This is a genomic window from Pseudidiomarina sp. CB1, from assembly GCF_024752025.1.
Lineage (GTDB): Bacteria > Pseudomonadota > Gammaproteobacteria > Enterobacterales > Alteromonadaceae > Pseudidiomarina.
Genome location: NZ_JANTPU010000001.1, coordinates 722,993 through 739,447 on the forward strand (window position 1 = coordinate 722,993; position 16,455 = coordinate 739,447).

Annotated in this window: 19 protein-coding genes; 8 read left to right on the forward strand and 11 right to left on the reverse strand. The window is 48.7% G+C overall.

Annotated elements, in window-relative coordinates:
* From uppS to rpsB, 5 genes are all read right to left on the reverse strand, one after another.
* Positions 1–774: a polyprenyl diphosphate synthase gene (uppS, locus tag NV375_RS03420; protein WP_126770574.1), complete on the reverse strand. Its 774-nt coding sequence runs from the start codon at positions 772–774 to the stop codon at positions 1–3.
* Positions 775–855: 81 nt separating this feature from the next.
* The gene (gene frr / locus NV375_RS03425; protein ID WP_373567120.1) at positions 856–1,377 is read right to left on the reverse strand and encodes a ribosome recycling factor; all 522 of its coding nucleotides are present in this window, start codon (positions 1,375–1,377) and stop codon (positions 856–858) included.
* Positions 1,378–1,440: 63 nt separating this feature from the next.
* The gene (gene pyrH / locus NV375_RS03430; RefSeq protein WP_126770578.1) at positions 1,441–2,187 is read right to left on the reverse strand and encodes a UMP kinase; all 747 of its coding nucleotides are present in this window, start codon (positions 2,185–2,187) and stop codon (positions 1,441–1,443) included.
* 145 nt (positions 2,188–2,332) lie between these two features.
* Positions 2,333–3,211 carry a translation elongation factor Ts gene (tsf, locus tag NV375_RS03435; protein ID WP_126770579.1) on the reverse strand — a complete coding sequence of 293 codons (879 nt, stop codon included), beginning with the start codon at positions 3,209–3,211 and terminating at the stop codon, positions 2,333–2,335.
* A gap of 26 nt (positions 3,212–3,237) precedes the next feature.
* Complete coding sequence (gene rpsB, locus NV375_RS03440) at positions 3,238–3,972, reverse strand: 30S ribosomal protein S2 (RefSeq protein WP_126770581.1); 735 nt, start codon at positions 3,970–3,972, stop codon at positions 3,238–3,240.
* A gap of 293 nt (positions 3,973–4,265) precedes the next feature.
* Here rpsB and map point away from each other — a divergent pair, with 293 nt between their 5' ends.
* Genes map through dapD form a run of 3 tightly spaced genes read left to right on the forward strand, consistent with a single transcriptional unit; the run spans position 4,266 to position 8,515 of the window.
* Positions 4,266–5,060 carry a type I methionyl aminopeptidase gene (map, locus tag NV375_RS03445; protein WP_126770582.1) on the forward strand — a complete coding sequence of 265 codons (795 nt, stop codon included), beginning with the start codon at positions 4,266–4,268 and terminating at the stop codon, positions 5,058–5,060.
* Positions 5,060–7,681: a [protein-PII] uridylyltransferase gene (gene glnD, locus NV375_RS03450; RefSeq protein ID WP_258806977.1), complete on the forward strand. Its 2,622-nt coding sequence runs from the start codon at positions 5,060–5,062 to the stop codon at positions 7,679–7,681. Before map ends, glnD begins: the two co-directional genes overlap by 1 nt.
* Before the next feature lie 9 nt (positions 7,682–7,690).
* Entirely contained in the window at positions 7,691–8,515 is an 825-nt protein-coding gene (gene dapD / locus NV375_RS03455) for a 2,3,4,5-tetrahydropyridine-2,6-dicarboxylate N-succinyltransferase (protein ID WP_258806978.1), read from the forward strand.
* Here the strand turns inward: dapD and truC are convergent.
* Together truC and NV375_RS03465 are read right to left on the reverse strand one after the other, a co-directional pair.
* Positions 8,498–9,277, reverse strand: a complete 780-nt coding sequence (truC, locus tag NV375_RS03460; RefSeq protein ID WP_405035561.1) for a tRNA pseudouridine(65) synthase TruC — start codon at positions 9,275–9,277, stop codon at positions 8,498–8,500. The two genes, dapD and truC, sit on opposite strands and share 18 nt — an antisense overlap.
* Entirely contained in the window at positions 9,234–9,578 is a 345-nt protein-coding gene (locus tag NV375_RS03465) for a YqcC family protein (protein WP_126770590.1), read from the reverse strand. The genes truC and NV375_RS03465 overlap by 44 nt, the downstream gene beginning before the upstream one ends.
* Positions 9,579–9,651: 73 nt before the next feature.
* Here NV375_RS03465 and NV375_RS03470 point away from each other — a divergent pair, with 73 nt between their 5' ends.
* Both NV375_RS03470 and NV375_RS03475 read left to right on the forward strand, forming a co-directional pair.
* On the forward strand, positions 9,652–10,689 hold the full coding sequence (locus tag NV375_RS03470; RefSeq protein WP_258806979.1) for a DUF3549 family protein: 1,038 nt from the start codon (positions 9,652–9,654) through the stop codon (positions 10,687–10,689).
* Positions 10,679–10,987, forward strand: a complete 309-nt coding sequence (locus NV375_RS03475; protein WP_258240254.1) for a DUF3301 domain-containing protein — start codon at positions 10,679–10,681, stop codon at positions 10,985–10,987. The genes NV375_RS03470 and NV375_RS03475 overlap by 11 nt, the downstream gene beginning before the upstream one ends.
* On the opposite strand, the gene NV375_RS03480 is transcribed toward NV375_RS03475, so the two are convergent.
* Genes NV375_RS03480 through NV375_RS03490 form a run of 3 tightly spaced genes read right to left on the reverse strand, consistent with a single transcriptional unit; the run spans position 10,966 to position 12,587 of the window.
* Positions 10,966–11,298, reverse strand: a complete 333-nt coding sequence (locus tag NV375_RS03480; protein WP_258806980.1) for a DUF962 domain-containing protein — start codon at positions 11,296–11,298, stop codon at positions 10,966–10,968. The genes NV375_RS03475 and NV375_RS03480 overlap by 22 nt on opposite strands.
* A complete protein-coding gene (locus NV375_RS03485) occupies positions 11,291–11,959 on the reverse strand; it encodes a GNAT family N-acetyltransferase (protein WP_258806981.1) in 669 nt (222 codons plus the stop codon). The genes NV375_RS03480 and NV375_RS03485 overlap by 8 nt, the downstream gene beginning before the upstream one ends.
* 58 nt (positions 11,960–12,017) lie before the next feature.
* Complete coding sequence (locus tag NV375_RS03490; protein ID WP_258806982.1) at positions 12,018–12,587, reverse strand: SecY-interacting protein Syd; 570 nt, start codon at positions 12,585–12,587, stop codon at positions 12,018–12,020.
* A 126-nt stretch (positions 12,588–12,713) separates the two neighbouring features.
* Here NV375_RS03490 and queF point away from each other — a divergent pair, with 126 nt between their 5' ends.
* Genes queF through NV375_RS03505 form a run of 3 tightly spaced genes read left to right on the forward strand, consistent with a single transcriptional unit; the run spans position 12,714 to position 15,338 of the window.
* A complete protein-coding gene (gene queF / locus NV375_RS03495; protein WP_258806983.1) occupies positions 12,714–13,556 on the forward strand; it encodes an NADPH-dependent 7-cyano-7-deazaguanine reductase QueF in 843 nt (280 codons plus the stop codon).
* A gap of 32 nt (positions 13,557–13,588) precedes the next feature.
* Complete coding sequence (gene ppnN / locus NV375_RS03500) at positions 13,589–14,944, forward strand: nucleotide 5'-monophosphate nucleosidase PpnN (RefSeq protein ID WP_258806984.1); 1,356 nt, start codon at positions 13,589–13,591, stop codon at positions 14,942–14,944.
* A gap of 19 nt (positions 14,945–14,963) precedes the next feature.
* Positions 14,964–15,338 carry a DUF3192 domain-containing protein gene (locus NV375_RS03505; RefSeq protein ID WP_126770605.1) on the forward strand — a complete coding sequence of 125 codons (375 nt, stop codon included), beginning with the start codon at positions 14,964–14,966 and terminating at the stop codon, positions 15,336–15,338.
* Between the two features lie 9 nt (positions 15,339–15,347).
* Here NV375_RS03505 and rlmM read toward each other — a convergent pair whose 3' ends face one another.
* Positions 15,348–16,439, reverse strand: a complete 1,092-nt coding sequence (gene rlmM, locus NV375_RS03510; RefSeq protein ID WP_258806985.1) for a 23S rRNA (cytidine(2498)-2'-O)-methyltransferase RlmM — start codon at positions 16,437–16,439, stop codon at positions 15,348–15,350.
* Between the last annotated feature and the right edge of the window lie 16 nt (positions 16,440–16,455).

The following is a 16,455-nucleotide window of genomic DNA, read 5'->3' on the forward strand; positions in this document are numbered from 1 at the left end:
TTACTCCCCAGAAGTTACGTCAGTGTCGAGGATGGCTTGTCGAACTTGCTCGCTGGTCAGGCCGAAACGTCTTTCTCGGCAACTGAAATCAGCAATAGCTTGTGCAAATGCCTGATCATCAAAGTCAGGCCAAAGTACATCCGCGAAATAAAATTCTGCATAAGCCAGTTGCCACAGCAAAAAGTTGCTGATGCGATGCTCACCACCAGTGCGAATGAGCAGATCAGGAACTGGCTGATCAGCTAAGGTCAACTGCTCTGCCAGTTTCTCCTCGCTGATTGCGTTAACGTTAAGCTTACCTTCTTGCACACTTTTCGCCAACTGCCTCGCTGCCTCGGTAATATCCCATCGGCCACCATAATTGGCAGCAATGTTAAGTGTTAATGAGGTATTTTGCGCGGTCAGTGCTTCGGCTTCTTTAATGCGGTGTTGTAGTTTTTCGGAAAAACCTTGAGTATCGCCAATAATCTTCAGTTTCACGTTGTGTTTATGGAGTTTTTTGACTTCACGCTTTAGTACGGTAAAGAACAATTCCATTAACACCGAAACTTCTTCTTCTGGGCGTTTCCAGTTTTCACTACTGAAAGCGAATAGCGTAAGTGATTGAATCCCCTTCTTCCGGGCAAAAGCCACAGCACGCCGCACCGACTCTGCGCCCGCTTTGTGACCAAAAGTACGATGTTTACCGCGTAACTGCGCCCAGCGTCCGTTGCCGTCCATAATAATGGCGACATGCTTGGGTAACCTTAATTGTTCAACCGAGATACTATCCATCAACGCTGCCGTAAAATGAAAAACGCCGTGCGAGTGTAACCGAACACGGCGCTTAGAACCAATGACATCAAGCGTGAACGCTTAAACTTCCATCAAGTCTTTTTCTTTCTCAGCCAGCGCTTCATCGATTTTAGCCACATAGGTATCGGTGAGCTTTTGAATTTCTTCGGCGGCGCGACGTTCTTCGTCTTCGGTGATTTCTTTTTCTTTTAACAGCTCTTTCAGGTCGCTATTTGCATCACGGCGAATATTCCGTACGGCAACACGCCCCTGCTCCGCTTCAGCACGAACGATCTTCACTAAGTCGCGGCGACGTTCTTCAGTTAACGGCGGTAATGGAATCCGAATTACGGTGCCTGCAGCGGCAGGATTCAAACCTAGATCAGAGGTCATGATCGCCTTTTCGACAGCTTGGCTTGCCGACTTATCAAACACCGTTAACGCTAAGGTGCGTGAGTCTTCGGTAGTGATATTAGCCAACTGTTTCAATGGCGTATCCACACCGTAGTAATTTACCATCACGCCATCAAGTAAACTCGGATGCGCACGACCGGTGCGAATTTTAGAAATTTGCGAGCGCAACGCTTCGACTGATTTTTCCATACGTTGCTTAGCATCTTGTTTGATTTCATTAATCACGGTGCTTTCCCTTATTGAATTCTTTAATTAAAGCTTCTCAAGCATTTCTTCGCTCGCAATTAAGGTACCCTCTTCGGTGCCCATAATTACCGAGCGTAAAGCGCCTGGCTTATTCATATTAAACACGCGAATCGGTAACTTATGGTCGCGTGCCAGCGTAAAGGCGGCTAGGTCCATCACTTTGAGTTGCTGTTGTAGGACGTCATTATAACTTATTTGCGAGTAGAGTTGTGCATTTGGATCTTGGTTTGGATCAGCTGAGTACACACCATCGACTTTGGTCCCTTTTAAGACAAGTTCCGCTTCAATCTCGATACCACGCAAACATGCTGCTGAGTCAGTTGTAAAAAATGGATTCCCAGTACCGGCACAAAAAATGACCACGCGACCAGATTTCAATAAACTAATCGCATCCGCCCAGTTGTAACTATCACAAACACCGTTAAGTTCAATCGCCGACATCAAGCGCGCGTTGACGAAAGCACGGTGCAGCGCATCGCGCATGGCAAGACCATTCATAACGGTCGCTAGCATGCCCATGTGGTCGCCCACCACACGATTCATTCCAGCTTTCGCTAAGCCTTCGCCACGGAACAAATTACCGCCGCCTATCACAAGGCCCACCTGAACCCCTAGTTCGACCAACTCCTTGATTTCATGTGCCATACGATCAAGCACTTTGGCATCAATACCAAAGGGCTCATCGCCCATTAATGCTTCGCCACTCAGTTTCAATAAAATACGCCGATAAGCTGGCTTGGTCATTGCGGTCATTGTGAGTGCTCCTTGTTTAGCGTGATGTGCAGCATGAATCGTAAAAATTAAGTGGTTTCACTTTACGCGAAAAAAAACCGCATCCCAACCGAGTGGGATGCGGTTTCTTAGTTCTGACTGTACGTCGTCGTTCGCGACATTGGCATTAAGCCTTTTTCGCAGCAGCCATTTGTGCTTGTACTTCAGCAGCGAAATCTTCAGATTTCTTCTCGATACCTTCACCAACTTCGAAACGTACGAAAGTCAGTACATCAGCACTCTTCTGCTTCAGCAAATCACCAACAGTGATTGAAGGGTCTTTCACAAATGCCTGACCAGTTAAGCTGATCTCGCCAGTGAATTTACGCATACGGCCTTCAACCATTTTTTCTGCGATTTCTTGTGGCTTGCCACTTTGCATTGCGATATCAAGCTGGATTTGACGCTCACGCTCAACAACTTCGGCGTCAACATCTTCTGGCTTAACGAATTGTGGCGCGCTTGCAGCAACGTGCATTGCCAAGTCTTTCGCCAACTCTTCGTCACCACCAGTAATCGCAACCAATACACCAATGCGGCCGCCATGAACGTAAGCTTCAACGAGGTCACCACCTTCAATGGTGATAACACGACGCACGTTCATGTTCTCGCCGATTTTGGCAACCAACGTTTCACGAACTTCTTCAACAGTACCGCCGTCGATTGCTGTAGCTTTCAGCTTTTCAACGTCAGTTTCTTTGTTAGCAAAAGCTGCGTCGATAACTTTGCCACCGAATGATAAGAAGTTCTCATCACGGGCAACGAAGTCAGTTTCACAGTTCAACTCAACCAAAGTACCTACGTTACCTTCAGTTTTCGTTAAAATTACGCCTTCGGCAGCTACACGACCAGCTTTCTTAGCTGCTTTCGCTTGACCGCTTTTACGCATGTTTTCGATTGCTGCTTCAATGTCACCATTGGTTTCTTGCAAAGCTTTTTTGCAATCCATCATGCCAGCGCCAGTGCGCTCGCGCAGTTCTTTTACCAGAGCTGCTGTAATAGCCATGTGTCAGTATCCTCTAATTGAGTAGCTTATTCAGTTTCGTCTGCTGCAACGAAGTCGTCTGCATTACCTTCGGCAGGTACTGCGCCACGAGCGTCGTTCACTGCTGCTGCAGCGGCATTCAAATACAACTGTACCGCACGGATAGCGTCATCGTTACCTGGGATAACGTAATCAACGCCGTCTGGGTTAGAGTTAGTATCAACCACTGAAATGACAGGGATGCCAAGGTTGTTCGCTTCTTTAATTGCGATGTGCTCGTGGTCAGCGTCGATAACAAACAATACGTCTGGCAAGCCAGCCATATCCTTGATACCGCCCAAGCTCTTCTCAAGCTTTTCCATTTCACGAGTGTTTACCAAAGCTTCTTTCTTGGTCAACTTCTCGAAAGTACCGTCTTGGCTCATTGTCTCAAGCTCTTTCAAGCGCTTGATTGACTGACGAACGGTCTTCCAGTTGGTCAACATACCACCCAACCAACGATGGTTTACATAAAACTGGTTACAGCTTACTGCAGCTTCTTTAACTGATTCTGCAGCGGCACGCTTGGTACCAACAAACAAGATTTTACCTTTGTTCGAAGCAACGTGCTGCAAGTAGTTCAACGCATCGTTGAACATTGGCACGGTTTTTTCCAAGTTGATGATGTGGATTTTATTACGAGCGCCGAAAATAAACGGTTTCATTTTCGGGTTCCAGAAGCGGGTTTGGTGGCCAAAGTGCACACCAGCTTTCAGCATATCACGCATTGATACGTTTGCCATGATTCTCTTTCCTTTTTAAGGGGTTATGCCTCCATACATCCCATAGTTCGACCCTTAGCTTGCAGCTTCGAGCACCCCGACCTATGTGTCGATGTATGTGTGTGGTTTAGTAAATTACTCGTTATGCAATCGAAATTGCGGGCGCTTTATACCACGAAAAGCCCCGCGCACGCAAGTTTTTACTAGTGTTTTTGACTTCCCCGCAGCGGCCCTAAATGCTATCCTTTGCGCCATTCAATGACGACGAACCTTGGGTTCCCAGAATTAAAACCAAAGTCAAGATAGGACGAGGCATGAGTATTAGCATTAAAACGCCTGATGAAATCGAAAAAATGCGCGCAGCAGGTAAACTTGCAGCTAGTGTGCTGGAAATGATTGAGCCACACATTAAGGCGGGCGTTACCACTGAAGAGCTCGACAAAATTTGTCACGATTACATCATTGCGCACAATGCTTATCCGGCGCCGCTTAATTATCATGGTTTTCCGAAGTCCGTATGTACTTCTTTGAATCATGTGGTTTGCCACGGCATTCCGAATGAGAAGCCACTGAAGGACGGCGACATTCTCAACCTTGATGTCACCGTGAAGCTTGACGGTTACCACGGCGATACATCTAAGATGTTCGTGGTTGGCAAACCCAGCATTCTTGCTGAACGACTCATTCGCGTTACGCAGGAGTCACTTTACAAAGCTATCAAGATGGTGCGGCCTGGCCTGCGTACCGGCGATTTTGCAGCCGTCATTCAACAGCACGCCGAGCAACACGGTTACTCCATTGTTCGCGAGTACTGCGGTCACGGTATTGGTGCTGTTTTTCATGAAGAACCGCAAATACTCCATTACGGCACAGCCGGAACCGGCGATGTGCTTGAAGCAGGAATGTGTTTCACCATTGAACCTATGGTCAACGCCGGTAAACGCCACACGAAATTGCTGCGTGACGGTTGGACCGTGCTGACCAAAGATCGGAGCCTGAGTGCACAGTGGGAACATACTTTACTGGTCACTGAAACCGGGGTTGAAGTTTTAACCTTACGCAGTGACGAAGACCTTCCGCGTGTCATCGAGCACGCTGCAGCCTCTTAATGCTAATGAAGCGTTCAGTCGCTGACATTGCGTGGCCTGATCCCATTACGGTGACGGCCGGGCGTGATTGTTTAACACGCTACCAAGATTGGTCGGCTGAAGCCTTTGTTACAGCCGATATCGAGAGTTTATTAACGGACCGCGCCGCCTTTATTGATGAACTGCTGCAACACTTGTGGCAACAACTCGCCTTACCTGAGCAGGGACTCGCACTTATCGCCGTCGGCGGTTACGGTCGTGGCACTTTACACCCCCATTCTGATATTGATTTGCTGTTTCTTTTCCAAGGTGATTTAACGCCTACTACCGAAGAGCGCATTCGTCATTACATTCAGCTGCTTTGGGATTTGCGCTTGGACGTTGGCCACAGTGTCCGCACCATTGAAGATTGCGCCCGCGAAGCCAAAGCTGATGCCAGTGTCGCGACGAGCTTGCTCGAGCAACGGTTTATTGTTGGCGATGCCGACCAAGAACATGCGTTGCGGCAGTTTTTGCACACAGAATTTCCATGGAGCAGTGATCAGTTCTACCACGCCAAACTCGACGAGCAAAACCAACGTCACCTGCACTACCACGGCACGGCTTATAACCTTGAGCCGAACATCAAAAGCAGCCCCGGCGGCTTACGTGATATTCAAACCATTGGCTGGATTGCCAAGCGCCACTTCCACACCCAGAGTGATGAAAGTTTGGTCCAATACAACTTTATCAGTGCCGCAGAACTACTCGAATTGCGCGAATCGCAAGAGTTTTTGTGGCGGATCCGCTTTGCGCTGCATCTCGAAGCCGATAAAAAAGAAGATCGCTTACTCTTTGATTACCAACCCGCGGTTGCCGCTCGGTTAGGCTATAACGAATCTGGCAAAGCCGCTGTTGAAGCCATGATGAAGGACTTCTTTAATGCGATGGTCGGCGTCAGCGAGCTGAATGACATGTTATTGCAGTTTTTTGCGCAAACGATACTCAGCGACGCAAAAGATTTGCAACGCTACGCAATCGATGACCAGTTTAAGGTGCTTGGCGAGAGTATCGCTGCACAACACGATGAAGTGTTCCAAGATCCGCGCGCCCTACTCGATTTTTTCTTAGCGATCGCCGAGCATTCCGAGATTCGTTATGTGCGCGCGCACACTATTCGCTTGTTACGCAACGCAAGACGCGAGCTTACGCACCCGTTAAGCGATATCCCCGAATGTCGCGAGCGTTTCATGCAGCTGTTGCGCCATCCACGTGGTTGTGGCTTGGCCTTCAAACTTATGCACAAACACAAAATTTTGGCCCATTACTTACCACAATGGGCGCAAATCGTCGGACAGATGCAATTTGACTTGTTTCATGCCTACACCGTCGACGAACACACCTATCGTTTAGTGCGCAATTTGTATCGCTATAACAGCCCAGAAGCAGAAGAAGAATTTCCGCTTTGTGCCAAAATCATCGCTTCAATGGCTAAACCAGAGCTCCTCTATCTAGCGGGGATCTTTCATGACATCGCCAAGGGCCGCGGTGGTGATCATTCCGAGCTCGGCGAACATGACGCACGAAATTTTGGCTTACAACACGGACTTGATGAAGCAGATACCGATTTAGTTGCGTGGCTAGTACGGCAGCATTTATATATGTCGGTCACTGCGCAAAAACGCGACATCCACGACCCCGAAGTCATTGAAGAATTTGCCAACAAAATCGACAATCAACAGCGACTCGACTACCTTTACTGCCTTACCGTTGCCGATATCCGCGCCACCAACAGCAGTCTGTGGAATAACTGGAAAGCGACGTTGCTGGAAAACTTGTATTTAGCGACCCAGCGCTATCTTGAACAACAACAGCCTTCACCACAGCGAGAAATGCGGCAACGCATCCACCAGCATCAACAACATGCCATGGCGCTTTTATTGAGCGCCGGTTTTGAGGTGCAAGAAATACAGGAACTCTGGTCGCGCTTCACTGCAGATTACTTTTTACGCCATCAACCTGAACAAATAGCTTGGCACTCACAATATATCTTGAATGTGAGTGACGATGACCTATTACCTCTTATTTTGGTTGGCGATGAGAACCGCCAAGGCACGACCGAGCTCTTTATTTATCACCTTGAACATGAACATTTGTTTGCCGAAGTTGCGGCGGTACTGGATCACCAAAATTTAAGCATTCATGATGCCCAGATCCTTGCTACCCGTGACGGGTTTGTTATGGATACCTTCGTCGTCTTACAGGAAGACGGCGAACCATTGACCGATGCACGCCGCATCGAAGCCTTGAAGCAAGAGCTACATGATGTGCTGCGCGGCCGGTCCACAGCGCCGAATACGCAACGGCGATTACCACGGCGCTTACGGAGTTTTCAGGTGAAGACCAAAGTGGAGTTCGTGCCTTCACGTAATGCGCGACGTACCGCATTTGAGTTGACCGCTCTTGATCGCCCTGGACTCGTTGCCCAAGTCGCCCGCGTATTACAGGAGCTTGACCTGAATATTCTAACCGCGAAAATATCCACCGTTGGCGAACAAGCCGAAGACTTATTTATTGTTGCGACGGAAGCAAATACCGCATTAGACGAGCAACAACGCATACAATTGCGTAAACAGATTATTGCCACACTAGATCATAATTAAGGAATCCCCATGAATAACTTAAAGGGCCGTATTGAAAGCGCCTTTGATAACCGTAATGAGCTTTCTCCGAAGCAGGTACCTGCGCAATTGCGCAAGGATCTCGAGCAGGTCATCGAAGCCATCGACCAAGGCGAGCTGCGTGTGGCGGAACCTAAAGATGGTCAATGGGTGGTCAATGAATGGCTGAAGAAAGCAGTGCTCTTGTCATTCCGAATCAATGATAACCATCTAATGAATGGCGGTGAAACCCGCTTTTTCGACAAAGTTGACAGTAAATTCATTGGCTACGATGACGCCCGTTTCCGCGCCGAAGGAATGCGTGTGGTGCCGCCAGCGATGGTACGTAAAGGCGCCTTTATCGGCCGTAATGTTGTCTTGATGCCGTCCTACGTGAATATTGGCGCATTTGTTGACGAAGGTACCATGGTCGATACGTGGGCAACCGTTGGCTCTTGCGCACAAATTGGCAAAAACGTCCATTTGTCTGGCGGTGTGGGTATAGGTGGCGTGTTAGAACCATTGCAAGCCAACCCCACCATCATTGAAGACAACTGTTTCATTGGTGCCCGTTCGGAAATCGTCGAAGGCGTTATCGTCGAACGAGGCGCGGTGATCTCAATGGGCGTTTACATTGGTCAAAGTACTCGTATTTATGACCGAGAAACCGGTGAAATCCATTACGGCCGCGTCCCCGCTGGTGCTGTTGTGGTACCTGGAACACTACCAAGTGCAGACGGCAGTTACAGCCTCTATGCGGCAATCATCGTGAAGAAAGTTGACGAAAAAACACGCGCGAAAGTAGGTATCAACGAATTGCTACGCGCCGCCGAGTAAACGTTGATCAAGTGCATCTACAGCATTAAACGCACATAAAAAATCTTGAGGAACAGGCAATTGTAACGCAACTGTCTGTTTTGTGTGAGGGTGCTGAAAAGTAAGTCCGGTCGCGGCAAGCAGTAGTCGATGACAGCCAAAATGCTCACGAAAGAACTTATTGTGGCGACCGTCACCATGATGCGTGTCGCCCACAATCGGATGGCGCAAATGCGCCATGTGGCGGCGTAGTTGATGTTTACGTCCAGTTTGGGGCTGTAATTCCATCAGTGAGTAACGACTTGTTTGATGTTTTTTGCTGACGGCGTAGGGCAACTCGACTTGGCGCAAACAACGATAAGCCGTTATCGCAGGCTGCGCCGCTTTATCTTGATCTGCATATTTATCAGCAATTTTATCCAGCTCCTCACGCAACGGGTAATCCAAAACACCGTCAGCAAGATAGCCGCGAACCACGGCATGGTAACGCTTTTCAACCCGCCGTTCAGTAAACTCAGCCGTTAATGCTCGAGCCGTGTCCGCAGCTTTGGCAAACAGCAGCAGACCAGAAGTAGGACGATCTAAGCGGTGAGCGGGAAAAACATGTTGACCGATTTGATCGCGTAGCTTTTGCAACGCGAATTCACGCGCATCCTTGGCCAACCAACTACGATGGACTAAAAGACCACTCGGCTTGTCGATGACAATTAAATGCTCGTCTTCAAAAACAACATTTAAATCAGACATCTTCGGCGAGTGGATCGGCACCGCTGAGTACGACATCAAATTCACGTAGAATCGTGATCAAACCTTCATGGTTTTCCAATTCATGACGATACACATGAGCTGCCATGGGACTTACTGCAATATTCTGCGGCAACGGATGTTCACCATCGATCATATCCCACATGCGCGGCAGCATGATAAACTGCAACCATTGATGAAAATCGAGTTTATCAACCGCAAACGGCTCGCTGCTTTGCAGCTCATGCGGCGCGGGACAATCGTTTTGCCATAACCCTAAGCAATTTAACTCTGCTTCAAGGCGCTCGAGTAAACGTGCTGCACGTTGTCGTTGGTCCATCACTACCTCCACGACCATTTAATCGTTATAATGGCGCACATCTTTCAGCAAAATGTCCTGTGATGCAAGTCTAATGAGCATTTCTACCCTCTCGCAATTATTACGTGAAAGTCAAAGTGACTACCTTTGTTATGACCTTGGCCGCCGTGTACAAGCGATTCATACCACTGAATTCAATGCTATAGAGCGCCAACAAGCGCCCTATCCTTACCCAGTTCAAGGACACGCGTGTTTTGCGTTAATTTTCTGGCCGCAGCTGAGCAACCAAGAGCAAGAGCCATTTTTATGGTTTCTGAAATTTCCGCTTGATGAGCGCGGACTGCTCGAACAGGCAGCAGTGCAAGAATACCTTACCTCGGTGATCACTTTGCTTGGTCAGCAAGTCACCCACGCCTTAACCGAGGAACAAGAGCAACAACTCCAGCAAAGTCCTTATTTGTTTACTCCAGCCGAAGAGAAACGTGCAGCGCTTCACGCGCAACTTAGTTTACGTTGGCAGCGGCAGCCTTCGGTTCATTTTGAGCTGGCGCAGACCGCGCTGGCGCAACCTGAACATTGGCAGCAAGTTGGGGTGCAAGGGCTACATGATGTCGCGGCACGTTTAGCGGAATTGCCGACCACCCAAACCGCGCTTCTTGAGCACTTTGACAATTACCCGGCGCCCTTGCGGCAAGCCACCGCCATCGCGCTCGAACATCAACAGTTGCCTACTTCGTTGACGACTGCTTTAGCAGCAAAAGTCGCTAACCTGACCGCCGGAGATGTTCGCGCTGATCTACTGCGAAGCCTAGCTGGTAGCGCTACTACCGAAGCGGTTCAACAGGCTGTTCAGCAAGTTCTTGCCAACGCCAGTGTTGACGAATGTGTCATCTGTTGCGCCCGTTTGTGGCAAGCTTTTGACCCGTTGTACACTCCTCATCTAAAGCTAGAACTATTGCTCATGGCACTTGCCCAGCATGATGACAAGATTTTTGCGGCATTAGTCACTGACCTCTTGCGCCTGCCAATGTTGCGGCCTCACCTGCTTGTGACCTTGCAACGCGATGACTTAGCGCAGCCGATTCGTCAGGCATGGCAAGGTTTTATTCATGGAGCTACACATGCTAAGTGATGCGATCGTACTGATCGCAGTTGGCTTTATTGCTTTGTTGTTTTGGCAAGGACGTCGCCAAGCGGAGCTTGCCCGTGGTCATGCTCAGCGCTATTGCCAACAACACCAACTGCAGTTTCTCGATATCGCTTGGCAAGGGGGGAAATTCACCCGTGCAGGCCGTCATTGGGGGTGGTTGAGTCGCTACCAATTTGCCTTTAGCAGCGACCGTGAACATCGGTATGAAGGGGAAATCACCATGCTGAATTTGCGCCTACAAAAAGTCGATACCCCAGTCTATCGCTTACCAGACGATTGAGACTTACCGCCGCCGAATAAGCGCGCCCAGAATTCGGCGTACATTACCCAGTCTCCCAACAGGGAATACCAAGGGTGTTTAAATGTGGCGGGTTTATTATGCTCAAAAAAGAAATGGCCGATCCAAGCAAAGCCATAACCTGCGACTGGGATCCACAGCAACCAAAGCCACTGCTGAAAAACGATCGCCGCGGCAATAATCAAAAACACCAAGGTACTACCAATATAGTGCGTGGCGCGACAACGCGGGTCACTGTGTTCAGCTAGGTAATACGGGTAAAATTCGCGAAACGAATGAAATGTTTTAGCCATGCGCCACCTCAGTTGTTGTTGCGGGAGCAAAAAAAAGCTCACCACTTACGGCACCAATCTGTAATGTATTCACTCGCTTAAAACCATGGGTTGCAAACAGGTTTTCATGGTGTGGCTGCGTAATGAGTACAGCGATACCTTGTGATTGCGGGGCATCTTCGGGTGCCTGTTGCGCCGCGCGCACCAACATATCACCCCAGCCTTGCTGCTGATAACGCGGATTGACCGCAATAAACGCCAACATATGGTAATTCTCTAAACCCAGTTCTTGAGCGATCGCAGCTTGGATAATTTCTTCTTTTTCCACCAATTGCTTGGTACTTACGTAACCCGCGGTAAGCAGCATCTTCAAACGCCAATGCCAGTAGCGGCCTGGCCCAAAGCTTTTCCCGGGCTCGGTGAGACAAACCACACCAAGCAGACTGTCGCCATCAAACAATCCGATCATCGGCTGATCGGCCTCCCAAAACGCATGTAACTCTTCCCGAATGGCAGCCCGAAGGCGTTTTTCATAATCTACTTTTTCGGCCTGAAACAACGACATAAGCAGCTCGTCGTCATGATATGCGAGATACAGCAATGAAGCTGCGTATTTTAGGTCTTCCGCCACTAAATAGCGCAGTTCACCTTGGAGTTCGATAGCGGTAGCTGTTGTTGTCATTTTATGCTCCCTTACCCAAGTTGTGCTCAACTTATGTTGGCAATCTAGTGCTTACAAATTAGCCCATCGCCGTTGGGTTTTCTACCACTCTCGGAGTAGATTCACTTAAAAAGTCTGCTAAGCTCTCGGCTAAAGTTTCATGATGCGGCTTACCGACGAACTCCAAGCCCACGGCACCCGTTGCATTATCTAACGTAATGAGCAAGTCTTCAGACTCTTCCGCTAAGCCCAAGAACAGTGTAATCGGTTGTTTCAAACGCCGCTTCATCAGAACATGCCCCGCTTGGTTCGCCAACATACGCTCGGCATCTTCGGCGCAGTGCATGTGCAAAAGCCATAGCGGATGTTGCTGCCACAACACGGCTAAATCGGCACTATACCAACGCGAAAAATAGGCTTTAAAGTCCTCATGGAAGGGTTCTTCAAGCGCATTCATGAGATCAGTAAAGTCGAGCGCTTCAGCTTGCCTTACGGGCTGCCAACGCACCGTGTCATCATTGCGTACAGCGCCTAGATAGATAGGTGCTTGCCATTCGTCGTTGGCTTCGGTGACCAAGGCGACATCGGCGTCTTGGTAAGCTTGTTGATAACGTTGAATAAGATCGTCTAATGCTACAGTGATCGTCATGAATAGCTCTCGCGTAAAGAGTCAGCACACAAACTAGCATCTAGGTTGTGCTGGCGGTACAATGTCCGACTGGCTGAACGACAAGCCGGATACGAAACTCGCAGTTTAACAAGGTATACGATTGCAATGAAGCACAGTTCTGCTGAACACCCCCTCGCCCACCTTAACTTGGGCCAAGCCACCGCTTATCCTGAACGTTATGATGCAAGCTTGCTGCAGGCAGTGCCACGGCAACTGAATCGTACTCCGATAGGTATTTTGGCAGGTGCAGCTTTACCTTTTAAAGGTACCGATTATTGGACGGGTTACGAACTGTCGTGGTTACAGCAAAACGGTTTACCACAGGTTGCGATTGGCTATTTTGAAGTCCCTGCAGATAGCCCCAATTTAATTGAATCGAAATCATTCAAGCTGTATTTAAACAGCTTCAATGCCAGTCGTTGGGAAACCTGGGACGACGTTCAACAAACTTTAAGTCGTGACTTAACTGAGTGTGCTGGTGCTCCGGTAACGGTGCACTTGCACCCCTTACATGCGAAACAGCATCAGATTGGCCATTGGCATGCCACCTCGATCGACGACACCGACGTCAGTATTGATTGTTACGATTACAATCCTGAGTTATTACAACCAGCAAGTCATGAACATGTCACGGAAACGCTCTACACTGACTTATTGAAATCGAACTGTTTGATCACCAACCAACCTGATTGGGGATCGCTTTTTATTCATTATCGCGGGCAAGCCATCGACCACGCCAGTTTGCTGCGCTATATTGTTTCGTTTCGCAACCATAACGAGTTCCATGAACAATGCGTCGAACGTATATTCATGGATCTTAGCCAACGCTTAGCTATTGAACAACTGAGCGTCTATGCGCGTTACACGCGCCGAGGTGGACTGGACATTAATCCATTCCGCTCGAACTTTGAGGCGGCTCCGAACATGAACAGATTGAGTCGTCAGTAAGCAAGAGAAGATAAAGAAGGAACGACAACAGAATGAGAATTACTATTTCTCCACGGGGCAGCATGAGCCTGCTCTCACAATTGGAAATTGACCGTTTACAACAATCTAGTGACGAACAACTCTATCGACTTTTTCGCAATTGTTGCTTAGCTGTGCTGAATGCCGGAAGCAACACCGACAGTAGTGAAGAAATTTTTAATAAATACGAAGACTTTGACGTTAATGTCATTAAGTGTGAACGTGGTGTCCAGCTTGAGCTGGTCAACCCTCCGGAAGAAGCCTTTGTTGATGGCAAGCTGATCGCAGGTATGCAAGAGTTAGTCGAAGCAGTCTTGCGTGACATACTCTTTACCGGTGAACGGTACAATGCGCAAACCTTAGATAGTGCAGATACTCACACACTTACCCATGTGGTCTTCGATATTTTGCGTAATGCGCAAGTGGTTCAACCTAACTTAGAACCTAATATGATTGTCTGTTGGGGTGGTCACTCGATCAATGAAATTGAGTACAAATACACCAAAGAAGTTGGCTATCACTTAGGTCTACGTGCGCTTAATATCTGCACAGGCTGTGGCCCTGGTGCTATGAAAGGTCCAATGAAAGGTGCCACCATCGGTCATGCCAAACAGCGTATCGCCGACGGTCGCTACTTAGGTTTTACTGAACCGGGGATCATTGCCGCCGAACCGCCGAATCCTATCGTCAACGAGCTGGTGATCATGCCAGATATCGAAAAGCGCTTAGAAGCGTTTGTACGCTGTGCCCATGGTATCGTGATCTTCCCTGGTGGTGCTGGTACTGCAGAAGAATTGCTTTATATTCTCGGCATTTTAATGCACCCAGCCAACGACAAACAGGTCTTCCCTCTGGTATTGACGGGGCCAGCGAGTAGCAAAGGTTACTTTGAAGCGATTGACGACTTTGTCGTCGCCACTTTGGGCGAAGAAGCACGCAAGCTCTACACCATCATTATTGATGATCCGGTAGCGGTGGCGCGTCACATGAGCACCGCTACCCACGACGTGAAAGAGTATCGTCGCGAAACCGGTGATTCATACTGCTTTAACTGGACCCTACACATTGATGAGCCCTTCCAACGGCCATTTGCACCCACCCACGAAAACGTGGCAAATTTGAACTTACACCGTGAACAAGAGCCTCAGCTGCTTGCCGCTGACTTGCGTCGTGCCTTCTCGGCTATCGTTGCAGGTAACGTCAAAGATGAAGGTATTCGAGCCATTCGTGCTAATGGCGTGTTTGAAATTCACGGCGAAAAAGAGATGATGCGGAAGCTCGACGTGTTGTTGCAGGCATTCGTCGAACAAGGGCGGATGAAACTACCTGGTTCGGTCTATCATCCTTGTTATCGAGTTATTACGGATTAAGCATCAGCGAGGCGCAGTTATGTCAAAAATGATGAAAATCATTTTAATCGGGTTTGTTATCTACCTTGGGATAACTGCGCTTATTCTCGCTGTCTATCAAGCCGACCCCGACAATATGAGTTGGCAAGAGCGCGAAACTTTTAACCTGAAGCAAATTGGTCGTCTTGACTTAGGTATCCCTAAAGAAGAGGTGATTCGCTTGCTAGGTTCGCCAGATATTAGTGAAGCCAAGGCCACTAATGGTGGCGAGGAATTGCTCATTCTGTTCTATCGCACACACCACGTGAAGTCCGATGGCATCACCACCCGCGACGAATGCACACCGTTACTGTTTAAAAACGGTTCACTCATCGCTTGGGGCGCCGATGCTTACGAAGATTATCAAGAGTTCTAAACGAAACAGCTATAACCAACGAATGTGGACAGTGATCTCTTCACGATCGTGATAGAGCTGTTTCGCCTGTAATTCAAACTTACCGCGGCCGTGTTCTTGTAAGGTTTCTTTGATGTGCTGGAGGTACTCAGCGACCGCCGCGTACCGACGCTTCATTGGCAACTTCAGGTTGAAAATAGCTTCCTTACAGTCCCCTTCAAGTAACCAGTCTGTCATCAACTCACCAACGCGCGCAGGTTTTTCAACCATATCGCAGACCAACCAGGTGACATTCTTCTTTTTCGGCCGAAATTTAAAACCATCTTCTTGAATGTGTTTTACCTGACCTGTATCCATCAGCGTTGCCGCCATTGGACCGTTATCGACCGCTTGCACCATCATTCCGCGACGCACGAGTTGATAGGTCCAGCCACCTGGCGCGGCGCCAAGGTCAACCGCATTCATACCTGAGGAGACTCGCTCTTCACGCTCGTGAGCCGGAACAAAAACTTGAAATGCCTCGTCGAGCTTCAACGTTGAGCGACTTGGCGCATCACCAGGCATGCGCAAGCGCGGAATGCCCATGAGCCAAGGTGATTGGTTAAAACTATAAGAAAAACCAAGCACAACTTCACTATTACTGATAAAAAACGCATGCAACGTCGGTCGCCGATCACTCTCCTTGGCAGTCATCCACCCCGCTCGGCGTAAGCCTTGACGCAATGGCACGGTAAACTTCCGACAAAATTTGGAAAGTTCTTTGCCAACGTTGGTGTCAGGCGTTTCAACGCGCAGGGAGCCCGCAGGTTTCACGCCCGCAAAGTTTTCTTGCACCGTTTCATCAAGCAAGGCGAGCTGTAACGCGGATACACGGTCTTGACTAGGTAGGTCTTTCACTTCGGCAAGAATGGCAATGAATTGACGGGTAAAAATCAGCTCGTTGAGTACTAATTTTTTCGCCAAATGCTCGGCTTCTTCCGCAGCACAGCGATAGATCACATAGCCCTGTTGCGCTTGGGTCTGACAATAGCCATAACTGCCAAGTAAACCAGTTTTCTCTTGGAGTTCCGCCGCACAATCGCTCTCAAAGCCAGGACGGCAATAGGCAATAATTCCACTCATTAAATTGTTCGTCCTT

Bases quoted from the DNA above. Each gene is read 5' to 3' on its own strand.
- uppS (WP_126770574.1), bottom strand. From the start codon at position 774: ATGGATAGTATCTCGGTTGAACAATTAAGGTTACCCAAGCATGTCGCC.
- frr (WP_373567120.1), bottom strand. From the start codon at position 1,377: ATGGAAAAATCAGTCGAAGCGTTGCGCTCGCAAATTTCTAAAATTCGC.
- pyrH (WP_126770578.1), bottom strand. From the start codon at position 2,187: ATGACCGCAATGACCAAGCCAGCTTATCGGCGTATTTTATTGAAACTG.
- tsf (WP_126770579.1), bottom strand. From the start codon at position 3,211: ATGGCTATTACAGCAGCTCTGGTAAAAGAACTGCGCGAGCGCACTGGC.
- rpsB (WP_126770581.1), bottom strand. From the start codon at position 3,972: ATGGCAAACGTATCAATGCGTGATATGCTGAAAGCTGGTGTGCACTTT.
- map (WP_126770582.1), top strand. From the start codon at position 4,266: ATGAGTATTAGCATTAAAACGCCTGATGAAATCGAAAAAATGCGCGCA.
- glnD (WP_258806977.1), top strand. From the start codon at position 5,060: ATGCTAATGAAGCGTTCAGTCGCTGACATTGCGTGGCCTGATCCCATT.
- dapD (WP_258806978.1), top strand. From the start codon at position 7,691: ATGAATAACTTAAAGGGCCGTATTGAAAGCGCCTTTGATAACCGTAAT.
- truC (WP_405035561.1), bottom strand. From the start codon at position 9,277: ATGTCGTACTCAGCGGTGCCGATCCACTCGCCGAAGATGTCTGATTTA.
- NV375_RS03465 (WP_126770590.1), bottom strand. From the start codon at position 9,578: ATGGACCAACGACAACGTGCAGCACGTTTACTCGAGCGCCTTGAAGCA.
- NV375_RS03470 (WP_258806979.1), top strand. From the start codon at position 9,652: ATGAGCATTTCTACCCTCTCGCAATTATTACGTGAAAGTCAAAGTGAC.
- NV375_RS03475 (WP_258240254.1), top strand. From the start codon at position 10,679: ATGCTAAGTGATGCGATCGTACTGATCGCAGTTGGCTTTATTGCTTTG.
- NV375_RS03480 (WP_258806980.1), bottom strand. From the start codon at position 11,298: ATGGCTAAAACATTTCATTCGTTTCGCGAATTTTACCCGTATTACCTA.
- NV375_RS03485 (WP_258806981.1), bottom strand. From the start codon at position 11,959: ATGACAACAACAGCTACCGCTATCGAACTCCAAGGTGAACTGCGCTAT.
- NV375_RS03490 (WP_258806982.1), bottom strand. From the start codon at position 12,587: ATGACGATCACTGTAGCATTAGACGATCTTATTCAACGTTATCAACAA.
- queF (WP_258806983.1), top strand. From the start codon at position 12,714: ATGAAGCACAGTTCTGCTGAACACCCCCTCGCCCACCTTAACTTGGGC.
- ppnN (WP_258806984.1), top strand. From the start codon at position 13,589: ATGAGAATTACTATTTCTCCACGGGGCAGCATGAGCCTGCTCTCACAA.
- NV375_RS03505 (WP_126770605.1), top strand. From the start codon at position 14,964: ATGTCAAAAATGATGAAAATCATTTTAATCGGGTTTGTTATCTACCTT.
- rlmM (WP_258806985.1), bottom strand. From the start codon at position 16,439: ATGAGTGGAATTATTGCCTATTGCCGTCCTGGCTTTGAGAGCGATTGT.